This window comes from Arthrobacter sp. EpRS71 (genome assembly GCF_001512285.1).
Classification (GTDB): Bacteria; Actinomycetota; Actinomycetes; order Actinomycetales; family Micrococcaceae; genus Arthrobacter.
Map to the genome: position 1 here is coordinate 506,097 of NZ_LNUV01000006.1, position 23,864 is coordinate 529,960.

At 63.1% G+C, this 23,864-nt stretch carries 19 protein-coding genes and 2 riboswitches; of the genes, 13 read left to right on the forward strand and 6 right to left on the reverse strand.

The window, feature by feature from the left end; all coding sequences use genetic code 11:
• Positions 1 to 86 precede the first annotated feature (86 nt).
• The 3 genes from AR689_RS12575 to AR689_RS12585 are packed head-to-tail and all read right to left on the reverse strand — an operon-like array spanning position 87 to position 4,482.
• Entirely contained in the window at positions 87 to 1,745 is a 1,659-nt protein-coding gene (locus AR689_RS12575) for a DNA repair helicase XPB (protein WP_062070616.1), read from the reverse strand.
• Positions 1,742 to 4,213 carry a helicase-associated domain-containing protein gene (locus tag AR689_RS12580; RefSeq protein WP_062070618.1) on the reverse strand — a complete coding sequence of 824 codons (2,472 nt, stop codon included), beginning with the start codon at positions 4,211 to 4,213 and terminating at the stop codon, positions 1,742 to 1,744. The genes AR689_RS12575 and AR689_RS12580 overlap by 4 nt, the downstream gene beginning before the upstream one ends.
• Positions 4,214 to 4,266: 53 nt before the next feature.
• A complete protein-coding gene (locus AR689_RS12585) occupies positions 4,267 to 4,482 on the reverse strand; it encodes a hypothetical protein (RefSeq protein ID WP_062073774.1) in 216 nt (71 codons plus the stop codon).
• 217 nt (positions 4,483 to 4,699) lie between these two features.
• On the opposite strand from AR689_RS12585, the gene AR689_RS12590 reads away from it, so the two are divergent.
• From AR689_RS12590 to AR689_RS12600, 3 genes are read left to right on the forward strand one after another with little or no spacing between them, the layout of a single operon-like run.
• On the forward strand, positions 4,700 to 5,083 hold the full coding sequence (locus AR689_RS12590) for a cold-shock protein (RefSeq protein WP_024819803.1): 384 nt from the start codon (positions 4,700 to 4,702) through the stop codon (positions 5,081 to 5,083).
• Positions 5,084 to 5,091: 8 nt separating this feature from the next.
• Entirely contained in the window at positions 5,092 to 5,667 is a 576-nt protein-coding gene (locus tag AR689_RS12595; protein ID WP_062070620.1) for a DUF3027 domain-containing protein, read from the forward strand.
• A 43-nt stretch (positions 5,668 to 5,710) separates the two neighbouring features.
• On the forward strand, positions 5,711 to 7,018 hold the full coding sequence (locus tag AR689_RS12600; RefSeq protein ID WP_062070622.1) for an MFS transporter: 1,308 nt from the start codon (positions 5,711 to 5,713) through the stop codon (positions 7,016 to 7,018).
• Between the two features lie 66 nt (positions 7,019 to 7,084).
• Here AR689_RS12600 and serC read toward each other — a convergent pair whose 3' ends face one another.
• Entirely contained in the window at positions 7,085 to 8,215 is a 1,131-nt protein-coding gene (gene serC / locus AR689_RS12605; RefSeq protein ID WP_062070624.1) for a phosphoserine transaminase, read from the reverse strand.
• A gap of 293 nt (positions 8,216 to 8,508) precedes the next feature.
• On the opposite strand from serC, the gene AR689_RS12610 reads away from it, so the two are divergent.
• From AR689_RS12610 to AR689_RS12655, 10 genes are all read left to right on the forward strand, one after another.
• Positions 8,509 to 9,204 carry an iron-dependent transcriptional repressor DtxR gene (locus tag AR689_RS12610; RefSeq protein ID WP_062070626.1) on the forward strand — a complete coding sequence of 232 codons (696 nt, stop codon included), beginning with the start codon at positions 8,509 to 8,511 and terminating at the stop codon, positions 9,202 to 9,204.
• A gap of 212 nt (positions 9,205 to 9,416) precedes the next feature.
• Positions 9,417 to 9,628, forward strand: a riboswitch (cyclic di-AMP (ydaO/yuaA leader).
• Between the two features lie 4 nt (positions 9,629 to 9,632).
• Positions 9,633 to 10,469, forward strand: a complete 837-nt coding sequence (locus tag AR689_RS12615; protein ID WP_062070628.1) for a M23 family metallopeptidase — start codon at positions 9,633 to 9,635, stop codon at positions 10,467 to 10,469.
• A gap of 145 nt (positions 10,470 to 10,614) precedes the next feature.
• A riboswitch (cyclic di-AMP (ydaO/yuaA leader) is annotated at positions 10,615 to 10,775 on the forward strand.
• Between the two features lie 4 nt (positions 10,776 to 10,779).
• Positions 10,780 to 11,523: a C40 family peptidase gene (locus AR689_RS12620; protein WP_286158882.1), complete on the forward strand. Its 744-nt coding sequence runs from the start codon at positions 10,780 to 10,782 to the stop codon at positions 11,521 to 11,523.
• Between the two features lie 97 nt (positions 11,524 to 11,620).
• Positions 11,621 to 12,418: an NlpC/P60 family protein gene (locus tag AR689_RS12625; protein WP_062070630.1), complete on the forward strand. Its 798-nt coding sequence runs from the start codon at positions 11,621 to 11,623 to the stop codon at positions 12,416 to 12,418.
• A gap of 217 nt (positions 12,419 to 12,635) precedes the next feature.
• A complete protein-coding gene (locus tag AR689_RS12630; RefSeq protein ID WP_011773756.1) occupies positions 12,636 to 13,136 on the forward strand; it encodes an HNH endonuclease in 501 nt (166 codons plus the stop codon).
• A gap of 42 nt (positions 13,137 to 13,178) precedes the next feature.
• Positions 13,179 to 14,078 carry an NTP transferase domain-containing protein gene (locus tag AR689_RS12635; protein WP_062070632.1) on the forward strand — a complete coding sequence of 300 codons (900 nt, stop codon included), beginning with the start codon at positions 13,179 to 13,181 and terminating at the stop codon, positions 14,076 to 14,078.
• A complete protein-coding gene (locus AR689_RS12640; protein WP_062070634.1) occupies positions 14,075 to 15,433 on the forward strand; it encodes a molybdopterin molybdotransferase MoeA in 1,359 nt (452 codons plus the stop codon). The genes AR689_RS12635 and AR689_RS12640 overlap by 4 nt, the downstream gene beginning before the upstream one ends.
• Before the next feature lie 51 nt (positions 15,434 to 15,484).
• The gene (locus AR689_RS12645; RefSeq protein WP_197412871.1) at positions 15,485 to 17,791 is read left to right on the forward strand and encodes an FdhF/YdeP family oxidoreductase; all 2,307 of its coding nucleotides are present in this window, start codon (positions 15,485 to 15,487) and stop codon (positions 17,789 to 17,791) included.
• 1 nt (position 17,792) lies between these two features.
• Complete coding sequence (gene fdhD, locus AR689_RS12650) at positions 17,793 to 18,701, forward strand: formate dehydrogenase accessory sulfurtransferase FdhD (protein WP_062070636.1); 909 nt, start codon at positions 17,793 to 17,795, stop codon at positions 18,699 to 18,701.
• Between the two features lie 131 nt (positions 18,702 to 18,832).
• The gene (locus tag AR689_RS12655; protein WP_062070638.1) at positions 18,833 to 21,862 is read left to right on the forward strand and encodes an alpha-mannosidase; all 3,030 of its coding nucleotides are present in this window, start codon (positions 18,833 to 18,835) and stop codon (positions 21,860 to 21,862) included.
• Between the two features lie 18 nt (positions 21,863 to 21,880).
• Here AR689_RS12655 and AR689_RS12660 read toward each other — a convergent pair whose 3' ends face one another.
• On the reverse strand, positions 21,881 to 22,888 hold the full coding sequence (locus AR689_RS12660) for a hypothetical protein (protein WP_062070640.1): 1,008 nt from the start codon (positions 22,886 to 22,888) through the stop codon (positions 21,881 to 21,883).
• Between the two features lie 2 nt (positions 22,889 to 22,890).
• Positions 22,891 to 23,802: a hypothetical protein gene (locus AR689_RS12665; protein ID WP_062070642.1), complete on the reverse strand. Its 912-nt coding sequence runs from the start codon at positions 23,800 to 23,802 to the stop codon at positions 22,891 to 22,893.
• Positions 23,803 to 23,864: the final 62 nt, after the last annotated feature.

Genomic DNA, 23,864 nt, shown 5'->3' on the forward strand with positions numbered 1-23,864 from the left:
TTAAGGGCGGAGAGCTTCACTAGGAATCGTAAAGTTGTTGGAGATCAATAGCAAGAGTCCTGAGGAATATAGTTCCGGCGGGCTTCCTACTGCTCCTGCCCAACGTCCTTGCCCACGTCTTTGGCGTCCATGATCCGGTAGGCGTAGCCCTGTTCGGCCAGGAACCTTTGGCGTTTCGCCGCGAAATCCTGGTCCAGTGTGTCCCGCGCCACCAGGGAGTAAAAACGGGCTGCGCGGCCGTCCTGCTTGGGGCGGAGGAGGCGTCCCAAGCGCTGGGCCTCTTCCTGCCGTGAGCCAAAGGAACCTGAGACCTGGATGGCGACCGACGCTTCAGGCAGGTCGATGGAGAAGTTGGCCACCTTGGACACCACCAACGTGTGAATCTCACCTTTGCGGAAGGCATCAAAGAGTTTCTGCCGTGCCTTGACACTGGTTTCGCCCTTGATCAGGGGAGCGTCCAACCGCTCGGCGATCTCGTCCAGTTGGTCAATGTATTGGCCGATCACCAGCAACTGTTCACCCTTGTGGACTGCCACGAGCTCTTCAACCAGTGTGGTTTTGGTTTCCGAGGTGGCGCAGAGCCGGTATTTGTCAGCATCGTCGGCCATCGCATAGGCCACCCGTTCGTCGCGGGGGAGGTCTACCCGGACTTCAACACAGTCGGCGGGCGCGATGTAGCCCTGCGCCTCGATGTCCTTCCATGGTGCGTCGTAACGCTTGGGACCGATCAGGCTGAAGACCTCGCCTTCGCGCCCGTCCTCCCGCACCAGCGTTGCTGTGAGGCCTAGCCGACGCCGGGCCTGGAGGTCGGCGGTCATCCGGAAAATCGGGGCGGGCAGCAGGTGGACTTCGTCATAGATAATGAGTCCCCAGTCGTGCCCGTCCACGAGTTCCAGGTGCGGATAGAGTCCACCGCGCTTGGTGGTGAGGACCTGGTAGGTGGCAATAGTGACCGGCCGGACTTCCTTGACTGCACCGGAGTATTCGCCGATTTCGTCTTCGGTCAGTGATGTCCTCCTGAGCAGTTCGTCCTTCCACTGCCGGGCGGAGACGGTATTGGTGACCAGGATGAGCGTGGTGGTGGAGGATGTAGCCATCGCTGCCGCGCCTACCAGCGTCTTTCCCGCCCCGCAGGGAAGCACGACGACGCCGCTGCCGCCGGCCCAGAAGTTCTCCGTGGCCAACTTCTGATAAGGGCGCAGCTGCCAGCCGCTTTCGTCCAGCATGATGAGGTGCGGTTGCCCGTCAACGTAGCCGGCCAGGTCCTCCGCGGGCCAGCCCAGTTTGAGGAGCAGCTGCTTCAACTGTCCGCGCTGGGAAGAGTGCACCACCACGGTTTCGCCGTCGATCCTGGGCCCCAGCAGGGGAGCAATCTTCTTTGCACGGATGACTTCCTCCAGCACCGGGTAGTCATCGGTGCGCATCACCAGTCCGTGCTGGGCGTCCTTTTCAAGCCGCAGCCGGCCGTAGCGGGACATGGTCTCTTCGATATCGATCAACAGGGAGTGCGGGACAGGAAAACGGGAGTACTTCAGGAGGGTATCGAGCACCTGCTCCGCATCCAGCCCTGCAGCCCGGGCGTTCCAGAGACCCAGCGGCGTCAGCCGGTAGCTGTGCATGTGTTCCGGGGCGCGCTCCAACTCGGCGAAGGCGGCGATTGCATGCCGGGCTTCGGTGGCGAGCTCGTGGTCCACTTCCAGGAGGATGGTCTTGTCACTTTGTACGATCAGCGGACCGTCGGTCACTGTTGAATCCTCACTTCTCCTGCGGGTTCCACATCGATGATCCGGTGGATGGACAACACCCGTTCGGTGTCCTTGGCAGGATCAAACACCCTGACGCGACCACCGGAGACGGATACAGGAACAACGGTTTCAGTATTGGCATTCCCCAGGCTGTCCACCACATTCATGGTCACTGCCTGTTTGAGCCGAATGGCCTTCTGCAAGGTCTCCAAGCCGAGCTGCGTGGACGCCTCGCCCGTCGCTTCCGCCGGGACTGCGCGGTGTTGCCGCAGGACCGAAAGCTGGGCCTCCACATCGTCGTCCGGCGGAGCCGTTCGGGGCGCCGTATAAACCGGTCGGGCGCTCCCGGGCAGGGCCGTTGTCCGTTTGAAACGCACGACGGCGGTTTCGGCCTCCTGGACTGCAGGCGAGAGTCCCAGCTCGCGAAGGACGCGTGCAGTTTCGCGCGGGCTGGCCGAGGACGTCAGGACAGTGGGTGCGATGCGCACCAAGCTCAAAGCCGAGGTCCGTGCCTCGAGAAGAAGATCGGTAATGGCAGTTTCATCGTCGCTTTGGATGAAACTGGCACTCGTTCCGATTCGGAGGCGGCCATGCCGGGAAGCGGTGTCCTGGATCAGGTACTCCAAAGGTTGGGGCACGTCCGTGGCCGAATGTTCACGGAGGAACGCCAACAGCGATTCCGCATCCTGGCCGGCGTCGAGCGCCCTCCGGACGGACGTGGCTGAGAACCGGTAGATCGACGCCGGACCCTGGCCCTCGGCGTCGGCCATCAACTGCAGCGTTTCGCTCAGTTCCGGGGCGAGGTATCCGGGAGCCACCGCCGTGAGATCGGCCTGGAGGAGGATGTGGTTTACGGCAGCCGGCAAGTGCTCACCCAGGATGGTCATGGCCTTTTCCGGCTGGCCATCAGCCATGGCGGAACCAAGCTGCGTCAACGCTCCGGATCCCATCAGGCCCAGAAGTGAGGCTTCCTCAAGGATGCCCCGAACCAAGGAACTGAACCGGCGGGACATTCGCGGCTGGGCCCACTCAGCCCGCTGCAGCACAGCTCGCGCATCCAAAACCGGCGCCTTGCCATCAGGGGCCGCCGCCTCGGTTGTGAGCTCATTCAAAATCTCCAGGACCCGACGACGGACCACCGGGGCGTCGGGCCGTTGCGCCTCTGCGGACAACGCGTTGATGGTGGTGCCGGCCGCGCCTTGATGAGCTGCCGATGAGGACGGGCCGGTGAGGGGCTGCCCTACAAGCGATGGTGCCCGCTCACTGGCCAGCCAGGCATTGACCAACCACAGCCATTGTTCCTGACGGGGCAGGTTCAGCCATTCGAGCGAGGGCGGTTGAACCCACGTGGAACTGTCCACATCCAAGCGGAGCAGCCCGGCCATGGCGCACAACTCAAGGAGCACCGCTGACTCGTGGACACCCAAACGGATGGATTCGGCCAAACGCCGCAGCTCGCGCACACCCACACCACCGCTCCGGAGGGTAGCCAAGGGCTGTTCCCGAACGGCGAACAACAGCTCGGCTGTCAGCCGCAGTATTTCGGCGATGGCCCCCATGGCCGCGTTGCGTCGCAGGGCGGCACTCGTGTGGCCGAGTTCCGGAACGGGAGGGGTCAGCGTGAAGTCGTCCACGATCGCACCCCCGCGCAGGGCAAGGCCCACGCTGTGGGGCAGCTCCACATGGCCGGCATCCAAGGGGACCAGCAAACCGCGGGCCAACAGCCAGTCGATAGGCCCGACGTCGTGACTTTCGTGGGTGACCGAGGCGCGACGCTGAGCTTGAGGTACTGCACCCATGGCCCAGCTGCCGAACTTGTCCAACAGGCCCATTGTCCGGTCCGGCGCAGTGGCGAGGATGGCGCGCAGACTTTCCGGGGTGGACGTCCACCGTTGAAGGGCGAGGGCTGCATCCATCGGTGTACTGGCGGGGTGGATGCCGGCACCGCTGTGATGGAGCTCGGCCACCAATTGCACTACCCGCTGGGTAAACGCCGGTTGAAGCCGCACAAGTTCGGTGTAGCTCCGGCCGAGGCCCGCCGGGTAGATTCCGATGACGTCTTTAAGGCTGCCCACGGGAAGGTAAAAACGCTGACGGGACGAGGTTGCCGGCGACCCCGCCGGCGGATCCGCCCTGTGGACCAGCGCCAACTCCTGCAGCTTTGCGAGGATGGGGTCCAGCGCTGACAGAGTGGAACCGGCAATGACCTTCTTCAGCCCGGCCGCCGAAATACTGTGGCCGGTATCGGCATTGGTGCACAGATGAAGTGTTTCCAGGACCTGCATCTCAGGCTTGTTCAACCGCTCCAGGGCCCGCTGCACGCTGACCCGCGCGCTCGCCCTCGCAGCAAGGGCTGCAAAGTCGGGAGCCATGGGGGAGATGAGGTCCGGCCGCGCGGCAAACAAGGCCCGCAGCGAATTGTCGCTGCGCGCTTCGAGTTCCTTGCTGAGCGCGCGTATAAGGGACATCAATCCAACGTTACCGCCCCGGGGCCGCTGGTGCTCGTCGGTGGGGCTGGAGGCTACTGCCGGCGGCGCTGGCGAACAGCGTCAAGGACCAGGAATGCGGCCAGCATGAAGGCCACCGGCAGTCCGTACAGGGCCGTCCAGGTCACCCATACCGGCGGCACGTCCTCGTTCAGTGCCACAGCCATGACCGTGCCAACGGCTGCCAGGGAGATGACGGCAATGACGGCGGCGATGATCATGAGAGGGCGGCGGTAACCCGGGGAAGTCATGGTCACAACGCTAGCAGCAGCCCGTGACGGGGACTGCGTGATCTCCGGTTCAGGTACCGCGTGATCGCGGCAAAGCGGGAATAGGGGGTCCGGCAGGATAACCTTGAAGGAACAGACCAGCACGGACCGGGCTGTCACCCTCGATCCCGCAGATCCCTGCGGATGCGGTGATGTGCCCGACGTGTCTCCCACAGCAAGAACGAAGAAGGTTGATTACGTGCCTACCGGCAAGGTCAAGTGGTATGACAAGGAAAAAGGCTTCGGATTCCTCGCAGCTGAAGACGGCCAGGAAGTATTCCTGCCCAAAACGTCCCTGCCCGCGGGCATAACGGAGCTCAAAGCCGGTACCCGCGTTGAGTTCGGTGTGGCTGACGGCCGCCGTGGAGCACAGGCGCTGGGACTTCGGGTCCTGGAAAAGACGCCCTCCATCGCCAAGGCCAAGCGCATGAACGCCAAGGACCTCGCACCCATGGTGCAGGACCTGGTCACGGTGCTGGACAACCTCTCCGGCTCCTTGTCCTCAGGTAAGTACCCGGACGGCAACAAGGCCAAGGCCATCAGCCTGGCATTGCGCAAGGTTGCCGACGAGCTGGAAGCTTAGGACCGGCCATGACATCGGAATCCGCACAGGACACCAAGGCCGGCCCTGAAGCTGCCCAGGCTCCTGGAAACGGGGACGCCCCCGCGCGGAAGCCCGGCGCGGCCAAATCCCGAACCGGTTTACCCGTGTGGCGCACCGGCAAGCCGGACGCGTTCCTGGCTGCCGCCGTCGATGCTGCTCGTGGTGCAGTTGAAGGCATCGCCAACCCGGGTGAAGTCGGGGCGCACCTTGGCGCCAAGTCGGAGGGTGACCGTGTGGTGACCCACCTGTTCGAGTCCCGTCTGGCCGGCTACGGCGGCTGGCAGTGGTACGCCGTGGTGACCCGCAACTCGCGCTCCAAGATCGTGACGGTGAGCGAGCTCGGTTTGCTGCCTTCCGAGGATTCCATCCTGGCTCCCGAGTGGGTGCCGTGGGCCAAACGCGTTCGTCCCGAGGATGAGACGCCGTTGGTGGAAGAGACCGTTGAGGACGTCTCGGAAGAGTCCGTGCAGGCCGCCGAAGACGAGGCCACCGAAACCGCCGACGACGACGCTGAGGCCGACTCAGACGACGACGCTGACCACGACGAAGCCGGGGCTGAATAGGCATTGCGGAAACCCGGGGTGACCACAGTGAAGGCGGACGCTGATGTCCACCTTTAGGTCACTCGGAATCCTCAACTACCGCATCTGGTTTTTCGGTGCGCTGATCTCCAATATCGGCACCTGGATGCAGCGGACGGCGCAGGACTGGTTGGTCTTTGACCACCTGACCGCGCACGACGCCGGGGCCATGGGCATCACCCTTGCACTCCAACTCGGTCCCCAACTTTTCCTTGCTCCATGGGCGGGGCTGCTGGCTGACCGTTACAGCAGGCGCAGGCTCCTGCTCATCACCCTGGTGGCCATGGCCCTCCTCAGCACGGGACTGGGCGTGTTGGTACTGCTGGGCATCGCTGAACTCTGGCACGTTTACCTCTTTGCCCTCATGCTCGGAATTGTCACCGCCGTGGACGCGCCCGTCCGCCAGACCTTCGTTTCCGAACTGGTCACCGACGATTACCTGCCCAACGCGGTTGCCCTCAACAGCGCCTCGTTCAACGTGGCCCGGATGATCGGCCCCGCCGTTTCCGGTGTGTTGACGGTGGTGGTGGGCCCCGGCTGGGTGTTCCTCATCAACACCCTGTCCTTCGTTGCCATGCTCTGGGCCCTGAAGCTCATTCCCACATCCTCACTCCGCATCCAACCGAAGGCGCCCGCGGGCAAGGGGCGCATCCGGGAGGGTTTACGGTACGTCCGTAACAGGCCGGACATCCAAGTGGTGTTGGTGGCGGTCTTCATTGTGGGAACGTTCGGGCTCAACTTTCCCCTGTTCATTGCCGCGATGGTGGGGACCCAGTTCGGCATGGACGCAGGCGCATTCGGAGCTTTGAACTCGGTCATGGCCATAGGCTCGGTGACAGGTGCACTGTTGGCTGCCAGACGCGGAAGGCCGCGGCTCAGGCTGATCTTCGGGGCTGCCGGGGGCTTCGGCGTGGCAAGCGCACTGGCCGCCATGGCACCGAACGCAGTGCTTTTCGGGCTGGCCCTGATTCCTTGCGGGCTCTTCGCGCTCACCCTGATCACCAGCGCCAACGGTTACGTACAGTCCACCACCGAGGCCGTCATGCGCGGGCGGGTCATGTCCCTCTACATGGCCATCTTCATGGGCGGCACCCCCATTGGGGCACCGTTGGTGGGCTGGGTGGCCAACGTCGGCGGCCCGCGCTGGGCCGTTGGCGTCGCAGCGGCTGCCGGCGTCAGCACCGCCGTCGTGGGTTTGCTGTGGATCATCCGCGCCAAGCAGCTGCGGCTGCGTTTTGACCGGCGGGCCCGCGGACTGAGGCACTTCCGGGTGGAATCGCTGAATGCGCGTCCGGAAACTGACGACGGCGAGGCCCGCAGGCAGGGCGCGTAACGGACTTTAAACGGCGGCGGCGCCGTCCGGGAACGACCCGAACGACGCCGACGACATCCTGTGGTGCTACTTCTTCAGTTCGCCCACAACGTAGTCGATGCTCGCAAGGAGCGCAGAAACGTCGTCCGGCTCGATGGCGACGAAGGTGGCAATGCGGAGCTGGTTACGGCCGAGCTTGCGGTAAGGCTCCGTGTCCACCACGCCGTTGGCGCGCAGGACCTTGGCGATGGCCGCGGCGTCAATGGAGTCGTCGAAGTCGATGGTGGCGATGACGTTGGAGCGGTCTTCGGCCTTGGCGACGAAAGGCGTTGCGTACTCCGAGGCCTCAGCCCAGGAGTAGATGCGGTTGGCGGAATCTGCCGTGCGCTTGCTGGCGAAGTCCAAGCCGCCGTTGCTGTTGAGCCACTGTACCTGGGCATCCAGGGTCACCAAGGTGGAGAGCGACGGGGTGTTGTAGGTCTGGTTCAGCTTTGAGTTGTCAATGGCGGTCTGCAGGTCCAGGAAGTCAGGGATCCAGCGGCCGCTGGCCTTGACGCGGGCCGCGCGCTCCAAGGCGGCGGGGGAGAAGAGACCCAGCCACAGTCCACCGTCGGAGGCGAAGTTCTTTTGCGGGGCGAAGTAGTAGACGTCGGACTCGGCGACGTCAACGTCCAGTCCACCGGCCGCTGACGTGGCGTCCACCAGAACGAGGGAGCCTTCGTCAGCACCTTGGACCCGCTTTACGGGAGCGGCTACGCCGGTTGATGTTTCGTTCTGGGGCCAGGCGTAGACGTCAACACCGGCTTCGGCCTGTGCCACAGGGCGGGTTCCGGGTTCGGCCTTGATGATGGACGAAGCATCAAGGAAGGGTGCCTTGTTGGTGGCGGCGGCGAACTTGGAACCGAACTCACCGAAGGAGAGGTGCTGGGCCTTTTTCTCCACCAAGCCAAACGCAGCCACATCCCAAAATGCGGTTGAACCGCCCACGCCGAGGACCACTTCATACCCTTCCGGAGCGCGGAAGAACTGGCTGAGTCCTTCACGGACCGAACCAACCAGGTTCTTGACCGGAGCCTGGCGGTGGGAGGTGCCGAGAATGGTGGACGATGCTGCAGACAGAGCCTCGATCTGTTCCGGGCGAACCTTGGACGGTCCAGCGCCGAAGCGTCCGTCCTTGGGCAGCAGGTCGGCGGGAATGGTGATGCTGTTGTCGCTCACGTGGCGCTCCAATGGGTGTCGGCTAGAGATGGGAGGTGGCATGGGGCATCAGCTGCCCCCTCGACACCCCAATTCTGCCTGACACGGCCCGCGCGCAGGAACCTGCGGCCGTCATAGTCCGCTACGTGGAATGCGGGCTCACCGAATGCGACCGGAATTATCCAGAGTAATTCCAAATAAGCTACGCTGGGGGTTGGCGTTCAAGGGGCGGCGGTGCACACCGACCGCCCTGGCAAGGGACGCGGTACGGTGGAGATTACGCAAGAAACTGCGTTCGAGGAGAGCTGAGCTGGATGACGGATCTGATCGATACCACTGAGATGTATCTTCGGACCATTTTGGAGCTTGAAGAAGAAAACATTGTGGCTCTCCGGGCCCGCATTGCCGAGCGCCTGCGCCACTCCGGACCCACTGTTTCCCAGACCATCGGACGCATGGAACGCGACGGCCTGGTGATTGTTTCCAACGATCGCCACTTGGAGCTGACCGAAGCCGGACGGAAACGTGCCACGGAGGTCATGCGAAAGCACCGCCTGGCGGAGCGCCTGCTGGCTGATGTGATCGGGCTGGATTGGGCCTACGTCCACGATGAAGCGTGCCGCTGGGAGCATGTCATGAGCGAGCGGGTGGAGCGACGACTCTACGAGCTTCTGGAGCATCCCACGGAATCGCCTTACGGCAACCCGATCCCCGGACTTGAGGCGCTCGGTGGCCTTGCCAGTCAGCCCTTCCCCCGGCTCGACGTCAACCTGCTTCAGGCCATGGACGGATATGCCCCCGACTCACGCGTGGCGGTGACCCGTCTCGCCGAACCCATCCAGGTGGAGCCTGAGCTCCTGACCCAACTGGACGAGGGCGGAATCCGCCCGGGGGCGACGGTCTCGCTGGAACGCGTTGGCGAGTACATTTCGGTTCGGGTTCCCGGGATTGAAGGCGCTTTGGAGTTGCCTCCCGAAGTGGCCGCGCACGTCTTCGTCTCCGTCAGCTGACCGCAGCTGGACCACAGCGTGTCAAACCTCACTTCTGCGCCTGTTCTGCGCGCGTGACCGGCGGTTTTCCGAAAAAGATGATAAGGGCCTTCCGCGCTGAGCGCGCTCCTGTTGATAACGAATTTATTACCGAAGGCCTTAATCCCCTATAGTTATTTACTAGCGCCGATACCAAAGCGTTACCTGATCCGGAGCCGAGCTCTGCCAGCGGATCAGGTGTGTCACCCACCACTGGCAGAGGCGGGGGAACCACAAGCGGCTGTCTAGAGAAGCAGCCTTGGGGTGAAGTCCGCAGCAGAAGTGCCCACGTATGCAAGTCCCTCTTGGGATACCTGTGTGCCGTGAGCGCCTCGTGCGGACCGGGTCTTTGTACTCTCTGACCCGAATCCGACAGCTAACTTCGCAGGCTTTTGAGAGAGGAACAGAGTTTGACATCGCAGAACGTCAGGGGCCGTCGCCGTGCGTCCGGCCCCGCTGCTGAGCTGCGGCCAGCCACCGTCGTGACGGAGATCCGGCCCCGCGACACCGAACGTCAGGTGCGCCGCCGTAAGAGCCCCATGCGCCAGGTTGCCGACTTCGCCGCTGCCAGCGGCGTCGGGCAGAAGGCCGGTGTTGCGCTTGCCGCCACCGGACTCGCCCTGACTGTCGGCCTGCCGGCCACCAGCCCGGTCATGGCCACCTCGGAATCAGGCCAGACCGAATCCGCCCTCGCCGTCGCAGCCCCCGCCGGTAGCCAGCCGGAGGTTTCCGCTGCCGCTTCGGCCAAGATCGACTTCAGCCGCGCCGCCGTCGCCACTGCCGCTGACCCCGATGGGAAGCTGAAGCAACTGCTCAGCGCCCAGTCGGCCGGAAGCATCCAGCGCGCCTCGTCCGTCGGCACCATGGCCAGCCCCCTTGATTCGCTCACCACGGCATCCCCCTTCGGTTACCGCATCAGCCCCCTCACGGGCGGCGCCGGCGACTTCCACCGGGGTCAGGACTTCGTAGCGCAGTGCGGTACCGCCGTCCACGCAGCAGCCACCGGCAAGGTCACCTTCGCCGGATGGCACGAGTATGGCGGAGGCAACCGCGTGGTCATCGACCACGGTAACGGCCTCGAAACCACGTACAACCACCTGTCGTCATTCACTGTCAAGGTGGGCCAGACCGTCAACCGTGGCGATACTGTTGCGCTGAGCGGCACCACGGGCGCTTCCACCGGCTGCCACCTCCACTTCGAGGTCCAGGTCAACGGCGAAGTAGTAGACCCCATGGGCTGGCTCTAAGTCAGATGATGGTCGCCTCTCGCATGAGCGGGACGCCCCGTGACCTGAATGTGACATTCGCGTTCAATTGTTGTAGCGTACAGAGCGCATCGGCTTTTTAGGGGGCCGGTGCACTTGAGTGGATTGCCTAGCTCTGCCACCGCTCAAGGTCCGTTCGCAAAAATCGTCTGGCAGGGGCGGGGGAACCACTTCTGGTCTTCGAAAGAAGGCCTTGGGGTTAAGTCGCAAAACTTCTTGGAAGCAGCGCGGCCGGATGACTCCCATCCGAATCCGACAGCTCACCTCGCAGGCATTGGGAGAGGCTACCTACGTGTCATCACGCACTACCCCTGCGCGCCATCGCGCCCAAACGGTTCGTACGAACCCGTTGAACACGCTTTCCAAGGCTGTTTCCTCCAACGCCGGAACAGTGGGCCGCCAGGCCGCCGTTCTCGCAACAGCCTCAGGCCTCGTCCTCACCGTCGGATTGCCCGCACACGCAGCAGACGCCGATGTTTCCAAGACCGAAGCCTCCAGCGCTCAACAGCTGGTTGTTACGGCAGTGGTCACAGCAGAGCCCACAGCCACCGTTTCCTTCGAAAGCCCCACCGTGGCCACGAAAGAAGCCCCCAAAGTAGTCCAGCGCGCAGCGCGGGTTACTGAGCGCGCAGCGGCCACCACCGGAGAAGCTTCTGAAGCTGTGACGGCGAAGTCCTCCACTGCCAAAGATCCGGCTGCCAGCGCAGCAGCCTCCGGCTTGGCCGCCATTGCCTACACCGGAATCGGCTCTCCCTACGTTTGGGGCGGCACAACGCCGAACGGTTGGGATTGCTCCGGCTTCACCAAGTGGGTCTATGCACAGGCGGGCATCAGCATCCCGCGCGTGAATGCTTGGACGGCCATGACCCCCACCAGCACTCCTTCTCCCGGCGACCTCGTCATGCAGAACGGCGGAGCCCACGTGGGCATCTACGTTGGCAACGGCATGATGATCAGCGCTTTGAACCCCGGTCAGGGAACGCTGCTCCACTCCGTGGCTTCCACCGGCACTTCCTCGTTCTACACCCTCCGCTAAATAATCCAGTTCGGGGGTCGGCCGGCATGCCCACAGTGCCTGCCAACCCACTACTCGTGTGCACCCCAACGGCACTCGGATACGAAAAGAGAACATCATGACCAGTGCAAACAAGCTTGCACGGCACCGCGCTGAGGCCCCTAAGACCAGCTCGCTTGCCGTCATCGCCAAGGCTGTCAGCTCCAACGCCGGCGGCGTTGGCCGCCAGGCAGCAGTGATCGCCGCAGCTTCAGGCCTGGTCCTGACCAGTGGCATCGCTGCCAACGCTGCAGAGACCAACGTGGACCGCGAGTCGACCTCCACGTCCACTCTGGACGTTCAGTCGGTAGTCCAGGCCACCATCGCAGCGGACTCCACTGTGGCGATCTCTTACGAGCGCCCCGTGGTCACCACCGTGGAAGCCCCCGCTCCCGTAGTAGTGGAAGAAGCCCCGGCCAAGGTTGAAGCCAAGGCCGAAGCCACGGCAGCAACTCCGGTTGCCGCCAAGGCCGCTCCGGCAGCGAGCGCTACTGTGGCGGTCAGCAATACGACCCCCGCACCGGCAGCTCCGGCCGCTTCCAGCGGGCTCGGCGCAGCCATCGCGGCAGCTGCTTACGCCCAGCTTGGCGTCACCCAGGACTGCACCATGCTGGTCACCAACTCCCTTGCAGCCGTGGGCATCAACTTCCACGACTGGCCTGCAGGCTACCTCTCCTTGGGCCGCACGGTCAGTGCAGCAGAAGCCCAGCCCGGCGACCTCGCCTACTATGCCAACGGTGGTTTAGCTGGACAGGCGCACATCGCTGTCTACGTAGGCAACGGCCAGGCAGTCCACGGTGGATGGAACGGATCCACCACGGCACTGTTCAGCGTCAACGTGGGCTCCGGCCCGGTTTTCATTCGCGTCAACGGCTGATACACCCTCTTTTGGAACACCCCGCAGGCTTCGGCCGGCGGGGTGTTCTGCTTTAACCGCGCGTGAATTCTTGCCGACACTGTGAGCGAAACGACAGAAAAATTCGTTGATACGGCATATAAGTGCTTACCCTTATGGTGTCGATCCACAGCCCGTACAAGCAGAGGGCAGCCGGCCCTCGTGCCCCTGACGGGTGCGGCCGTGAAGAGGTACGTGCATGCGCACACTCGTTCTGAATGCTGGATATGAACCGCTGGCGGTAATAACATTCCGCCGGGCGCTGGTCCTTGTGTTGACGGGGAAAGCTAGCGTAGTGGCCGAAGGCGACGAGCCTGTCGTCGGGCCACAGGAAGTTCTCGGACGTCCATCCGTGATTCTTCTCAACCGCTACATCCGCCCCCGGTACAACAGGATTACCGCCGTGAGTCGTCGTGGAGTTCTTCGCCGCGACGGACACCGCTGTGCCTATTGCGGGAAAACAGCCCACACCATAGACCACGTCCACCCCAAGTCCAGGGGCGGCGCGGATTCCTGGGAAAACCTGGTTGCGGCGTGCTTGAAATGCAACAACGCCAAGAGCGATCACACGCTGGCCGAGATGGGCTGGAAGCTCCGTTTCAAACCCGGTGTGCCCCAGGGAACCATGTGGCAGATCAAAGAACTCGAGAAACCTGCGCCGGACTGGGACCCGTTCCTTTTGCCGGAATCCGCTGCCTGATCGATTTCTGTTGTGCTTCGGCCGCCCGGGTAGTCTGGGCGGATGGAGTTCAACGCCGTGATTTTGGCGGGTGGCAGGGCCACCCGCCTCGGTGGCGTGCCCAAGCCATCCTTGAAGTACGACGGCGATACCCTGCTTTCGCATGCCCTGCAGGCTGCCCGGGGTGCTTCGGCGGTTGTTGTGGTGGGGCCGGATGCGGGCGCCGGCGGACAGCTCCCGGTCAGGATCCTGCGGGCACGTGAGGAGCCCGTGTTCGCCGGACCTGCGGCAGCCATTGCAGCAGGCCTGGCTGAGTTGAAGAAGAATGGCCCCAACGCACCGTGGACGCTGGTTCTGGCCTGCGATATGCCGCATGCCTCCCGCGGAGTTGGCCTTCTGTGGCCCGCATTGGAGTCCAGTCCTGGGGTGGAAGGCGCCATGGCTGTCTCTGTGGACGGGCGGAAGCAACCACTCCTGGGGGCCTACAGTACGGCCGCCTTGGAAAGGGAAGTGGGTGTAGCGTCAGAAGGTTCCGGGTTAACGAACTCTTCAGTGTTCCGGCTGCTTGCTAGGCTGAACGTGCTGGAGGTTGAGGTCCCCGCGGGGTCCACGGAGGACGTGGATACGTGGGAGGACGCGGCGGCCTTGGGCATTGACTACGAGTTGGAGGCGGACGTGAAGAGCCAGGAAGAGACTCTCGAGGAATGGTGCCGGACACTGCTTCAGGCTTTCGAGCTTGAGGGCGTGGAAGTGGACATCAACGAGGTCCTAGCGGTGGCAGGTGTTGCGGCACACTCAGTGGTGCGCCCTGCTGCGCCCTTGACAACGTTCATTGCCGGATATGCCGCCGGCATGGCCCGCGGGATCGGCCAGGCCAGCGATGATGCGTCCATGAACGCTGCCTTGGAACTGGCCCGCAAAATTGCCAAGGAGTATGCGGAGTCCGGGACCGGCACGGAATGACGGTGGCCCCCCACGAGGGCCATCACGCGGCACACACATGGCATGAAGCCCGGCAGCGCGCGTTTGATGTCGCCGCTCCCATTCCGTCCGGCCCTGTCCCGCTTAGTGCAGCCCTTGGGCGCACCCTGGCCTCGGATGCCCTGGCCGTGCAGGACATGCCCCACTACGCTTCGTCCGCCATGGACGGGTGGGCCGTCAACGGCAGTGGTCCATGGATCCTCAACGAGCCGGGGCAGCGGCTGGCGCCGCATCAAGCCAGTCCCATAGTTACGGGCGGGCTGATTCCGCCCGGGGCCAAGGCAGTACTGCGCAGCGAGAGCGGTGTGATAACCACCGACGACGACGGCCTGCCGGTGCTTGCACTTGGCGGCAGCGCCAAACCGGGGGAGCCCCGCAACGGCCAACACATCCGTAAAGCTGCAGGGGAGGCCGCCGAGGGTGACGTCCTGCTTAACGCCGGGACGGTTCTGAATCCGGCACACATTGCCTTGGCAGCGCTTGCCGGCCTGGATCAGCTGGAGGTTCTCGGAAAACCGCTGGTCCGGTTCCTCCTGACGGGTTCGGAAGTGGTCACCCGGGGTGTTCCGCTTCCTGGCCAGGTCCGGGATACCTTCGGTCCGCAGCTGGGCGCCGTGGTGGAGCTTTTGGGCGGCATCGCAGGGGAACAGCTCAGGGTGGGTGACAACTATGAAGAGTGGATCGACGCACTCCAGGATACCGAGCCGACGCTGGACGAACTGACCCCCGACGAACCGTTCGTTGAAGCGGAACCGCCCGCCGACGTCGTGATTACTACGGGCGGTACGGGACGCTCGGCGACCGACCACCTGCGAAAAGCCGTAGCTGAACTGGGCGGCAGTTTGCTCATTGATGGCATCGCCATGCGCCCGGGACACCCGGCAGTACTGGCGGAGTTGCCCGATGGCCGGTTTGTGCTGGGCCTGCCGGGGAATCCCCTGGCTGCCATGATGGCTTTGTTTACCGTGGGCGCACCCCTGCTGGCGGCTTTAGGACACGGCCGTCTGGAAGAGGTGGGTGAGGTTCCCTGCGGCACCACCATCGATGCCGAGCCTGGACGCACCCGCCTGATGCCGTTCAAGCTCGTCTACGGGCTGGCGTCTCCAACCCACCATGCCGGCCCTGGAATGATGCGTGGCCTGGCCGGCGCGGACGGGGTGATGGTGGTGCCGCCCCACGGAGTCCAACTGGGTGAGATGGTGCCTGCGTTCGCCCTGCCGTGGGGCAAAGCACTGCCCGCGCCGAAAGCCCCGGAAGAGAAGGCCCGGAAAGCGGCGCCGAGGCAGCAAAGAAAGGCTCCTTCCGGCCCGGTGGACTGGAGCGCGCTGGACGCTTGAGTCGTGTCATATGGGGCTTTGGGTCTGGTGACAAAGTGCAATGATGGACTCATGAACAGGCATGCTCCAGAACAGGACATCAACGAAGATGACCTGCAGATCCACCCGCCCAAACAAGCAGCGGCAGGCCTCAAAGCTGTCACGGTTGCCCTCGAACGCGGTTACTCCCAAGCCGGGGTGGGCCGTACGGTCCGTTCCATGCTCAGGGTCAACCAGCATGACGGTTTCGATTGTCCGGGGTGCGCCTGGCCGGAATCAATCACGGGCAGGCGGAGTCCCGCAGAGTTCTGCGAGAACGGTGCCAAAGCGATCGCCGAGGAAAGCACCACCCGGACAGTGGGCGCCGAATTCTGGGCCAAGCATTCCCTCGCGGACCTTGAGGATAAGACCGAGTACTGGCTGGGAAGCCAAGGACGACTTTCCGAGCCCGTGGTCATCAAACCGGGGGACACCCACTATTCGCCCATCACGTGGGCCGACGCCTTCGCCCTGATCGGGGAGCACATCAACGCCTCCACCCCGGACAAGTGTGTGTTCTACACCTCCGGCAGGACGGCCAACGAGACCGCCTTCATGTACCAGTTGTTTGCGCGGAGCCTGGGCACCAACAACCTTCCCGATTGCTCCAACATGTGCCATGAGTCGTCCGGCAGTGCCCTCAACCCCACCATCGGAATTGGGAAAGGCACCGTCTCACTGGAGGACATTCACCACGCGCAGTTGGTCCTGGTGGTGGGCCAAAATCCAGGAACCAATCACCCGCGCATGCTGTCCGCCCTCCGTGACTGCAAGAACAACGGCGGCAAAATCATCGCCGTCAACCCGCTTCCCGAAGCAGGTCTCCTGAACTTCAAGGATCCCCAGTCCCTGAACGGTGTCATCGGTGGCGGCACCACCATCGCTGACGAGTTCCTGCAGATCAAAGTAGGCGGCGACCTCGCACTCTTCCAGGCTCTGGGCCACCTCCTCCTGGAGGAAGAGAAGCGCAACCCGGGCACCGTCGTCGACCATTCCTTTATTGATGAGCAGACCGAAGGGTTCGCTGCCTACAAGGAAGCCCGTTCGGTGTTGGATTGGGCCGCAACGGAGCGGGCAACAGGGCTGAGCCGGGAAGAGGTGACCCAGGCGGCGGCGATGATGGCTGAGTCGAAGGCGACCATCATCTGCTGGGCTCTCGGTTTGACCCAGCAGCCGCACTCGGTGGATACGCTCCGCGAGATCATCAACCTCCTGCTGCTTCAGGGCAACTTCGGCAAGCGTGGCGCCGGTGCCTGCCCTGTCCGGGGCCACTCCAATGTCCAAGGTGACCGCACCATGGGCATTTGGGAGAAACCCAAGGAACCGTTCCTTGCCGCGCTGGATGCGGAGTTCGGCTTCCACATGCCGCGGGATCACGGCTACGACTCCGTGGAAACCCAGCACGCCTTGGAAAAGGGCGAGGTGGATGTTTTCGTCTCCATGGGCGGAAACTTCGCAGCGGCGGGATCGGACACGGCGGCCTTGGAGGAAGGCTTGAAGAACGCTGGACTGACCGTCCACATTTCCACCAAGCCCAACCGCGCCCACGTGGTGCACGGCAAAACGTCCCTGATCCTGCCCACGCTGGGCCGGACGGACACGGATGACAAACACCCCAAGGGCAAGCAGTTCCTTTCCGTGGAGGACTCCATGTCCGTCATCCACAAAACGCAGGGGCGCCTGGCACCTGTGTCCGAGCACCTGCTGAGCGAACCGGTGATCGTGGCCCGCATGGCGCAAGCGACGCTGGGGGACAACCACAGTGTGGACTGGCGTGCCATGGCCGAGGACTACGACGTCATCCGGGACCACATCTCGCGTGTCATTCCCGGCTTTGAGGACTTCAACGCCAGGGTCCGAACCAAGAACGGCTTCGTCCTGCCCAACCCGCCCCGGGATACCCGGACCTTCGCCACGGACATCGGCAAGGGACGTTTCTCCGTGCGGCCGCTGGAGTACCTTGAAGCACCGGCGGGCCACCTGATCCTGCAGACGGTTCGCAGCCACGATCAGTACAACACCACGTTCTATGGATTGGATGACCGGTATCGTGGCGTCTCCGACGGGCGCCGTGTGATCCTGGTCCACCCGGAGGACCTGAAAGAACTGGGCTTCGAAGACCGTGACCTGGTGGATGTCATCTCCACCTTCGCGGGAACAGAACGGCGGGCCGACAAGTTCCGGCTCATCGGATACCCCACAGCCAAGGGCTGTGCCGCAGCATACTTCCCGGAAGCCAACGCGCTGGTACACCGCGAACTGGTGGCACGGGAATCCAACACCCCAGGCTACAAAGCCATGACGGTGCGCTTCGTCAAGCATGAGGAGAACGGATCCTGATATGGGACGCGTAACCCAGCGCCGCAAGGTGCACAAGTTTGTTCTGGACGGTTCGCCTCAGGCAGTGGAGCATCCCGTCCGTTTCAAGGAAGACGTCTTGGCGGTGGAGGAGCCTCTTGAGATCCGCTTGGGCGAGATGTCCTTCTCCGTGACCATGCGGACCCCCGGAGACGACTTCGACCTCGTCGCGGGATTCCTGGTCTCGGAAGGGATCATTTGGGAGCCTGGCCAGCTGATTTCCGAGCGTTTCTGTTCCGGCGAGGACGAAAACGGGGTGCAGACCTTCAACGTGGTGGACGCCCAGCTGAGGCCGGACGTGGTGCGGCCAGACATCGGCCGCAACGTCTACACCTCAAGCTCCTGTGGAATCTGCGGCACGGACTCGATCGAGGCTGTCCGCAAATCCTCCCACCACAGTCCGCGCGAGGACAACGTCATGGTCCCGGTCCGGGCACTGGCCGCGCTGCCGGACCGCCTCCGCGAGGCGCAGGCGGTCTTTGACAAAACCGGTGGCGTGCACGCTGCCGGACTCTTCAGGATCCATGACGACGGCAGCACGGAGCTGCTGTGCCTGCGGGAGGACGTAGGCAGGCACAACGCCGTGGACAAGGTGGTGGGCTGGGCTTTGCGCGCCGGTATGCTCCCGCTGAAGGGCACGGTGCTTCAGGTATCCGGCAGGGCCTCCTTCGAGCTCGTGCAGAAAGCAGCCATGGCAGGGATTCCTGTGTTGGCGGCCGTGAGCGCGCCGTCCAGCCTTGCTGCGGAACTGGCGGAGGAAACGGGGATCACGCTGGCTGGCTTCAGCCGCGGGCTCAGCCTTAATGTGTACGCCGGGCGGGACAGAATAGTTGTGGACACCCCTGAGATGGACGTGCAAACCGTTGGCGATAGTCGTCAGTCACTTGGCTAATAAGATGGAACAACGTAAATTTTATCCATCGATTGGAAGCACGGCGATACCACCTTCGCCGTCCGTGCCCAGCATTTAAGGGCCGCGGTTAGCGAGACTCATGACCCAGCGAACGCCCAAAGGGGAACTCATTGCACGACGACCGTCGGATCACTGAACAGCGTCTCGACCGATTTGTTCGGGAACGCATTCTTCCGGCTGTTTACGGCCGGGCGATCCCGCTCCAGCTGAGCAGTTGGGACGCACCCGGCGAGCCCGTGCCGGCCGCCGAAGCATTACGCCAGGTCTACGTGCGGCAGGAGCCCGGAGCTGCGTGGGGCAAGGCCTGGAGCACCAAATGGCTGCGCCTGCAGGGCGAGGTGCCGGAGGACTGGGGCATGGCCGAGTCCACCACAGTGGAGATCATTGTTGATCTTGGCTTCAACAGCGAGGTCCCCGGTTTCCAGTGTGAAGGCACCGCCTGGCGCTCCGATGGAAGCATCATCAAGGCGATTTCGCCCCGGAATTACCACGTGCCGCTCAAACTGCTGGGCGGAGGCCACTCCGTGGACTTCTACGTGGAGGCCGCCGCCAATCCTGATGTCGCACAGGGGTGGTCGTTCGCGCCCACGCCCCTGGGAGATAAGGCGACCTCCGGGGAAGAGCCCCAGTACAGACTGGGCCGCATTGCCATCGCTGAAATGAACGAAACGGTGTGGGAACTCAACCAGGACATCTGGACCCTCAGCGGCTTGATGCACGAACTTCCCATCGAAATGCCACGACGCCACGAGATCCTGCGTGCGCTTGAGCGCATGCTGGACGTCATGGACCCGGACGACGTAGCCGGAACCGCCGCTGCCGGCCGCGCAGAGCTGACACAGGTCCTTGGCCGTCCCGCCTACGCCTCAGCCCACGAACTGCTGGCCACCGGTCATGCGCACATCGATTCCGCCTGGCTGTGGCCCGTACGCGAAACCATCCGCAAGTGTGCCCGCACCTTCTCCAACGTGGTGGCCTTGATGGATGAAGACCCCGATTTTGTGTTCTCTTGTTCTTCGGCGCAGCAGATGGCGTGGATGAAAGAGTTCTTCCCTGAGCTCTTTGTGCGGATCCGGGAAAAGGTGAAGGCGGGCCAGTTCGTTCCAGTGGGTGGCATGTGGGTGGAATCGGACACCAATATGCCAGGCGGCGAGGCCATGGCCCGCCAATTCGTGGAAGGGAAGAGCTTCTTCCTGAACGAATTCGATATCGAGTGTCAGGAGGCTTGGCTCCCTGATTCGTTTGGTTACTCCGGAGCCATCCCGCAGATCGTCAAGGAAGCCGGTTCGCGGTGGTTCCTCACCCAGAAGATCTCCTGGAACAAGGTCAACCGGATGCCCCACCACACCTTCGCCTGGGAAGGCATAGACGGCACCCGCCTGTTTACGCATTTCCCGCCGGTGGACACGTACAACGCTGAGCTGCACGGACGCGAACTGGCCCACGCCGAACGCAACTACCGTGATCACGGCCGCGGGACCATGTCCCTGGTGCCTTTCGGCTATGGCGACGGCGGTGGCGGACCCACGCGCGAAATGGTTGCCGCTGCCCACCGCACGGCAGATTTGGAAGGGTCCCCGAAGGTCCGCATGGGCACAGCCAAGGACTTCTTCACGAAGGCCGAAGCCGAGTACACCAAGCTGCCCGTCTGGGTGGGTGAGATGTACCTGGAAATGCACCGTGGAACGTACACCAGCCAGGCGAAGACCAAGCGCGGCAACCGTCGGAGTGAACACCTGCTGCGTGAAGCGGAGCTGTGGTGCGCCACTGCCGCCGTCCGCCTGGGCGGGGCCTACGCGTATCCCGCAGACGAGCTCAAACGGCTCTGGCGCCTGGTTCTTCTCCAGCAATTCCACGACATCCTGCCTGGCAGCTCCATTGCCTGGGTCCACCAGGACGCCGAACGGAACTATGAAGCCATAGCCAGGGACCTTGAGGCGATCATCAGCCATGCAGCCCGAGCACTGGTAGGCGAGGGCGATCAACAGTTCCTGCTGAACGCCGCCCCGCATCCGCGTAACGGCGTCCCCGCGCTGGGGGCGGCCGAGGGAACGGAGCCGGGCTCCGGAGTCACGGTGGAGGAGCTGGAGGACGGCTACGTTCTGGATAACGGCATCGTCCGTGCCGTCCTGAACCATGATGGCCTGCTGACCTCGCTGGTGGACCATGCCAGTGGCCGCGACGCCATCGCCCCCGGGCATACCGGGAACCTGCTGGAGCTGTTCCGCGATACCCCGAACGAGTGGGACGCCTGGGACATCGAAGAGTTCTACCGCCGCAACGTCACTCCCTTGACCCAAGCGGACGCTGTCGAGGTTGAGCGCTCGCCGGCTGCCGTCGTCGTGGTGGTCAAGCGCAAGGTGGGTGCCTCCACCATTTCGCAGCGCCTGACGCTCGACGCCGGTGCGGCGTCGCTGGGGATCAGCACCACGGTGGACTGGCAGGAACGCGAAAAGATGCTCAAGATCGCCTTCCCCTTGGATGTCAGGGCGGACCGGTCAGCGTCCGAGACCCAATTCGGCCACGTCTTCCGCCCGACGCACACCAACACATCCTGGGAAGCAGCCAAGTTCGAGATCTGCGCCCACCGCTGGATCCATGTGGCAGAGCCCGGCTACGGCGTGGCCGTGTGCAACTCCTCCAGCTACGGTCACGACGTCACCAGGGCGGTCCGAGCCGACGGCGGAACCACGACGACGGTCCGCACCTCGCTGCTGCGCTCCGCCCGGTTCCCGGACCCCGAGGCAGACCGGGGCGAACACACGCTTGAGATGTCCATCCGGCCCGGCGCTGCGATCGCTGATGCCGTGGAAGAGGGCTACCGCACCAACCTGAAGCCGAGGCACATCACCGGCGGACGGCCTGTGGAGCCGCTGCTGTCCGTGACCAACCCCGCGATTGTGGTGGAGGCGGTGAAGCTGGCCGAGGATGGCTCGGGCGATGTGATTGTCCGGCTCTACGAATCGTTGGGGGAGCGCTCAACAGGCCTCCTCAGGGCAAATTTTGAGTGCTCTGATGTGGTTGCCACGGACCTGCTGGAACGCCCCACCGAAACTCCTGGGGTGACCGTGGAGAAGGGCTCCGACGCCAAGCTGGTGCTCCGGCCCTTCCAGTTGGTCACGCTGAGGTTGATTCGCTGATGGAAGTGGTTCGCTGAACTACTCCGCCAGCTCGGCGTCGATGGCATCTTTGAGCACCTGGACCCGAAGCGGGATCACGGTGTCGTGGTGTTTGATCTGGGCGGCGACGTTCTTGGAGAACACTTCCTCAACCAAGGTGGGCATTTCCTTCACGCCGTTCAGGTAGCGTTTGGCCGCAAAGTCGAACTCCGACCTGTTGTTCTTTATCCGGGTGTTGAGGGCTTTGAGTTCGTCGGCAATGGTGCGGTATTCCGCGTCGGGGGCATTCCGGGCGGTGGCATCATCAACCTTCTTGACGTACTCGTCCTTCAGCCGGACGAATTCGTTGTAGTTTTCCTCGGACTTTGCGGTTGTTTCTGCATGCACTTCCAGCTGTGCAATCTCGTTGTCCAAGGTCCGGGCAAACTCCACGTAGGAGACGTTCTTGGATTGCTTGAGTTGGTTGACCGCTTCACGGCAAGGGACAGCGGCCTGTCCAAGGAGTGTTTGGCGTTCCCGGAGGTTGGCTGCTTTGGATCCCACAAACAGTCCGCTGCACCCTGCGTCCTCCCTGAAGAGGCCTTCGAACTGAGGGTAGGACTGCACGAGGCCTTCCATGGAATCGAGGTAAGCCTGGTAGGAGTCGCCAAGGAGGTCTACTGCCCCCGTAACCGTGCCGGCTTCTGCACCGGCGGTGTTGCTGGCCTGCGCCTCGGCCAAGGCCGTGCGGGCGGACTTGATGGTCTGCTGGAACTCGTCCCGCTCCGTGGCGGAGCTCTTCTCAGCTTCCTCGCGTGATGCGGGGGCGTTGCGGGCCTTCTTGTACGCGGCCAAGTACTTGTTCACTGCGGGCTGGACTTTGCCTCTGGCATCGACGAGTGCCGTCAGGCGCTCATCCTTGAGGAGGACCAGGCTTTCCCTGCGCTGCTGAGCGGCCATGGTGGTCAAGGAAATCGCTATTACCGAAGCAACCAAGGCCAGCACAACGGCAACGGTGAGGGCAATCAGGAGGGGACGGCTCTTACTGCGAACGGGCTCCATGGTCATCGCTATTTCCCCTCACCGGATGCTGCATCAAACTTTTCCAGGCTCTTCTTGAGTACGCTTTCGAAGGTGGAATTCGAGCTGTTGGCACTCTCGATGATCTTTGAGTATTTGTCCTTGGTGGCAGTTTCATATGTTGTCTGCGCCTTGGCGAATGCCTCATTGATATCCAACAGGGCAACGGCGGCGAGGGTGCTCTTGCTCAGGCGCTCCAAAGGGTCCTTGCTATTGAGCACTTCCTGTTGTTTGTCCCGCTGCCCGCGGATGACTGCCTCAACATCGCTGAGCAGGGTGGTGGTCTCGGCGTCAGCGCCGTCCTTGGCGGCGCCCAGCGCGGCCAGGCACTCATCAGCACTCTTGACGTAATCCTGGGCGTAGGACTCGCTCGAAATGTTCAGTGACGAATGCAGGGCTGCGCAGGGCCCGCCCACAGACCGGTAGATGTTGGTGGTATTGATCAGCAGTTGATCGTTGTGCGCGATCACCGCACCGTACTGATCCTTGAAGCGGGTGAAAGACTCGGCGACTTCCTGGTCCTTGAGCACCGGAGATTCAGCCATGTTTTCCAAGCGTTCGCGATTTGCCTGTGACTCGCGCACTATGCGCTCACGGTCCTGGCTGAGGACTTTCTCCTCTTCAGACTGTCCGGCTTTTTCGGAGATGGCGTTCGAGTACCGTCCCGAAAACTGTTCCACCAGGGGATCGTAGAGGTTCATCGAGTTGTCCACCATGATGCGGTGCTTATCCAAGCGGATAACGTCGGCACGGCCTGTTTCCGCAGGCCGGAAGAGGGTAAACCAGGTGCCAATCCCCACGGCCACCAACGCCGCAACAAGGACAACAACAATGATTGCCGTGCGTTTGGAGCCACCCCTGCCGGGCGCGCTGACTGTCTCTTCCAAGGATTTATCCCCCATATTTGTGTACTACCTGGATCCTGCGAACCAACGAAATCCTGCGAACCACTGAAATCCTGCGA

Excerpts from the sequence above, each read along its gene's own strand:
- AR689_RS12610 (WP_062070626.1), top strand. The coding sequence starts at position 8,509 with ATGACGGATCTGATCGATACCACTGAGATGTATCTTCGGACCATTTTG.
- fdhD (WP_062070636.1), top strand. The coding sequence starts at position 17,793 with ATGGGACGCGTAACCCAGCGCCGCAAGGTGCACAAGTTTGTTCTGGAC.
- AR689_RS12665 (WP_062070642.1), bottom strand. The coding sequence starts at position 23,802 with ATGGGGGATAAATCCTTGGAAGAGACAGTCAGCGCGCCCGGCAGGGGT.
- AR689_RS12585 (WP_062073774.1), bottom strand. The coding sequence starts at position 4,482 with ATGACTTCCCCGGGTTACCGCCGCCCTCTCATGATCATCGCCGCCGTC.
- AR689_RS12600 (WP_062070622.1), top strand. The coding sequence starts at position 5,711 with ATGTCCACCTTTAGGTCACTCGGAATCCTCAACTACCGCATCTGGTTT.
- AR689_RS12660 (WP_062070640.1), bottom strand. The coding sequence starts at position 22,888 with ATGACCATGGAGCCCGTTCGCAGTAAGAGCCGTCCCCTCCTGATTGCC.
- AR689_RS12595 (WP_062070620.1), top strand. The coding sequence starts at position 5,092 with ATGACATCGGAATCCGCACAGGACACCAAGGCCGGCCCTGAAGCTGCC.
- AR689_RS12630 (WP_011773756.1), top strand. The coding sequence starts at position 12,636 with ATGCGCACACTCGTTCTGAATGCTGGATATGAACCGCTGGCGGTAATA.
- AR689_RS12635 (WP_062070632.1), top strand. The coding sequence starts at position 13,179 with ATGGAGTTCAACGCCGTGATTTTGGCGGGTGGCAGGGCCACCCGCCTC.
- AR689_RS12625 (WP_062070630.1), top strand. The coding sequence starts at position 11,621 with ATGACCAGTGCAAACAAGCTTGCACGGCACCGCGCTGAGGCCCCTAAG.
- AR689_RS12645 (WP_197412871.1), top strand. The coding sequence starts at position 15,485 with ATGAACAGGCATGCTCCAGAACAGGACATCAACGAAGATGACCTGCAG.
- AR689_RS12580 (WP_062070618.1), bottom strand. The coding sequence starts at position 4,213 with ATGTCCCTTATACGCGCGCTCAGCAAGGAACTCGAAGCGCGCAGCGAC.
- AR689_RS12640 (WP_062070634.1), top strand. The coding sequence starts at position 14,075 with ATGACGGTGGCCCCCCACGAGGGCCATCACGCGGCACACACATGGCAT.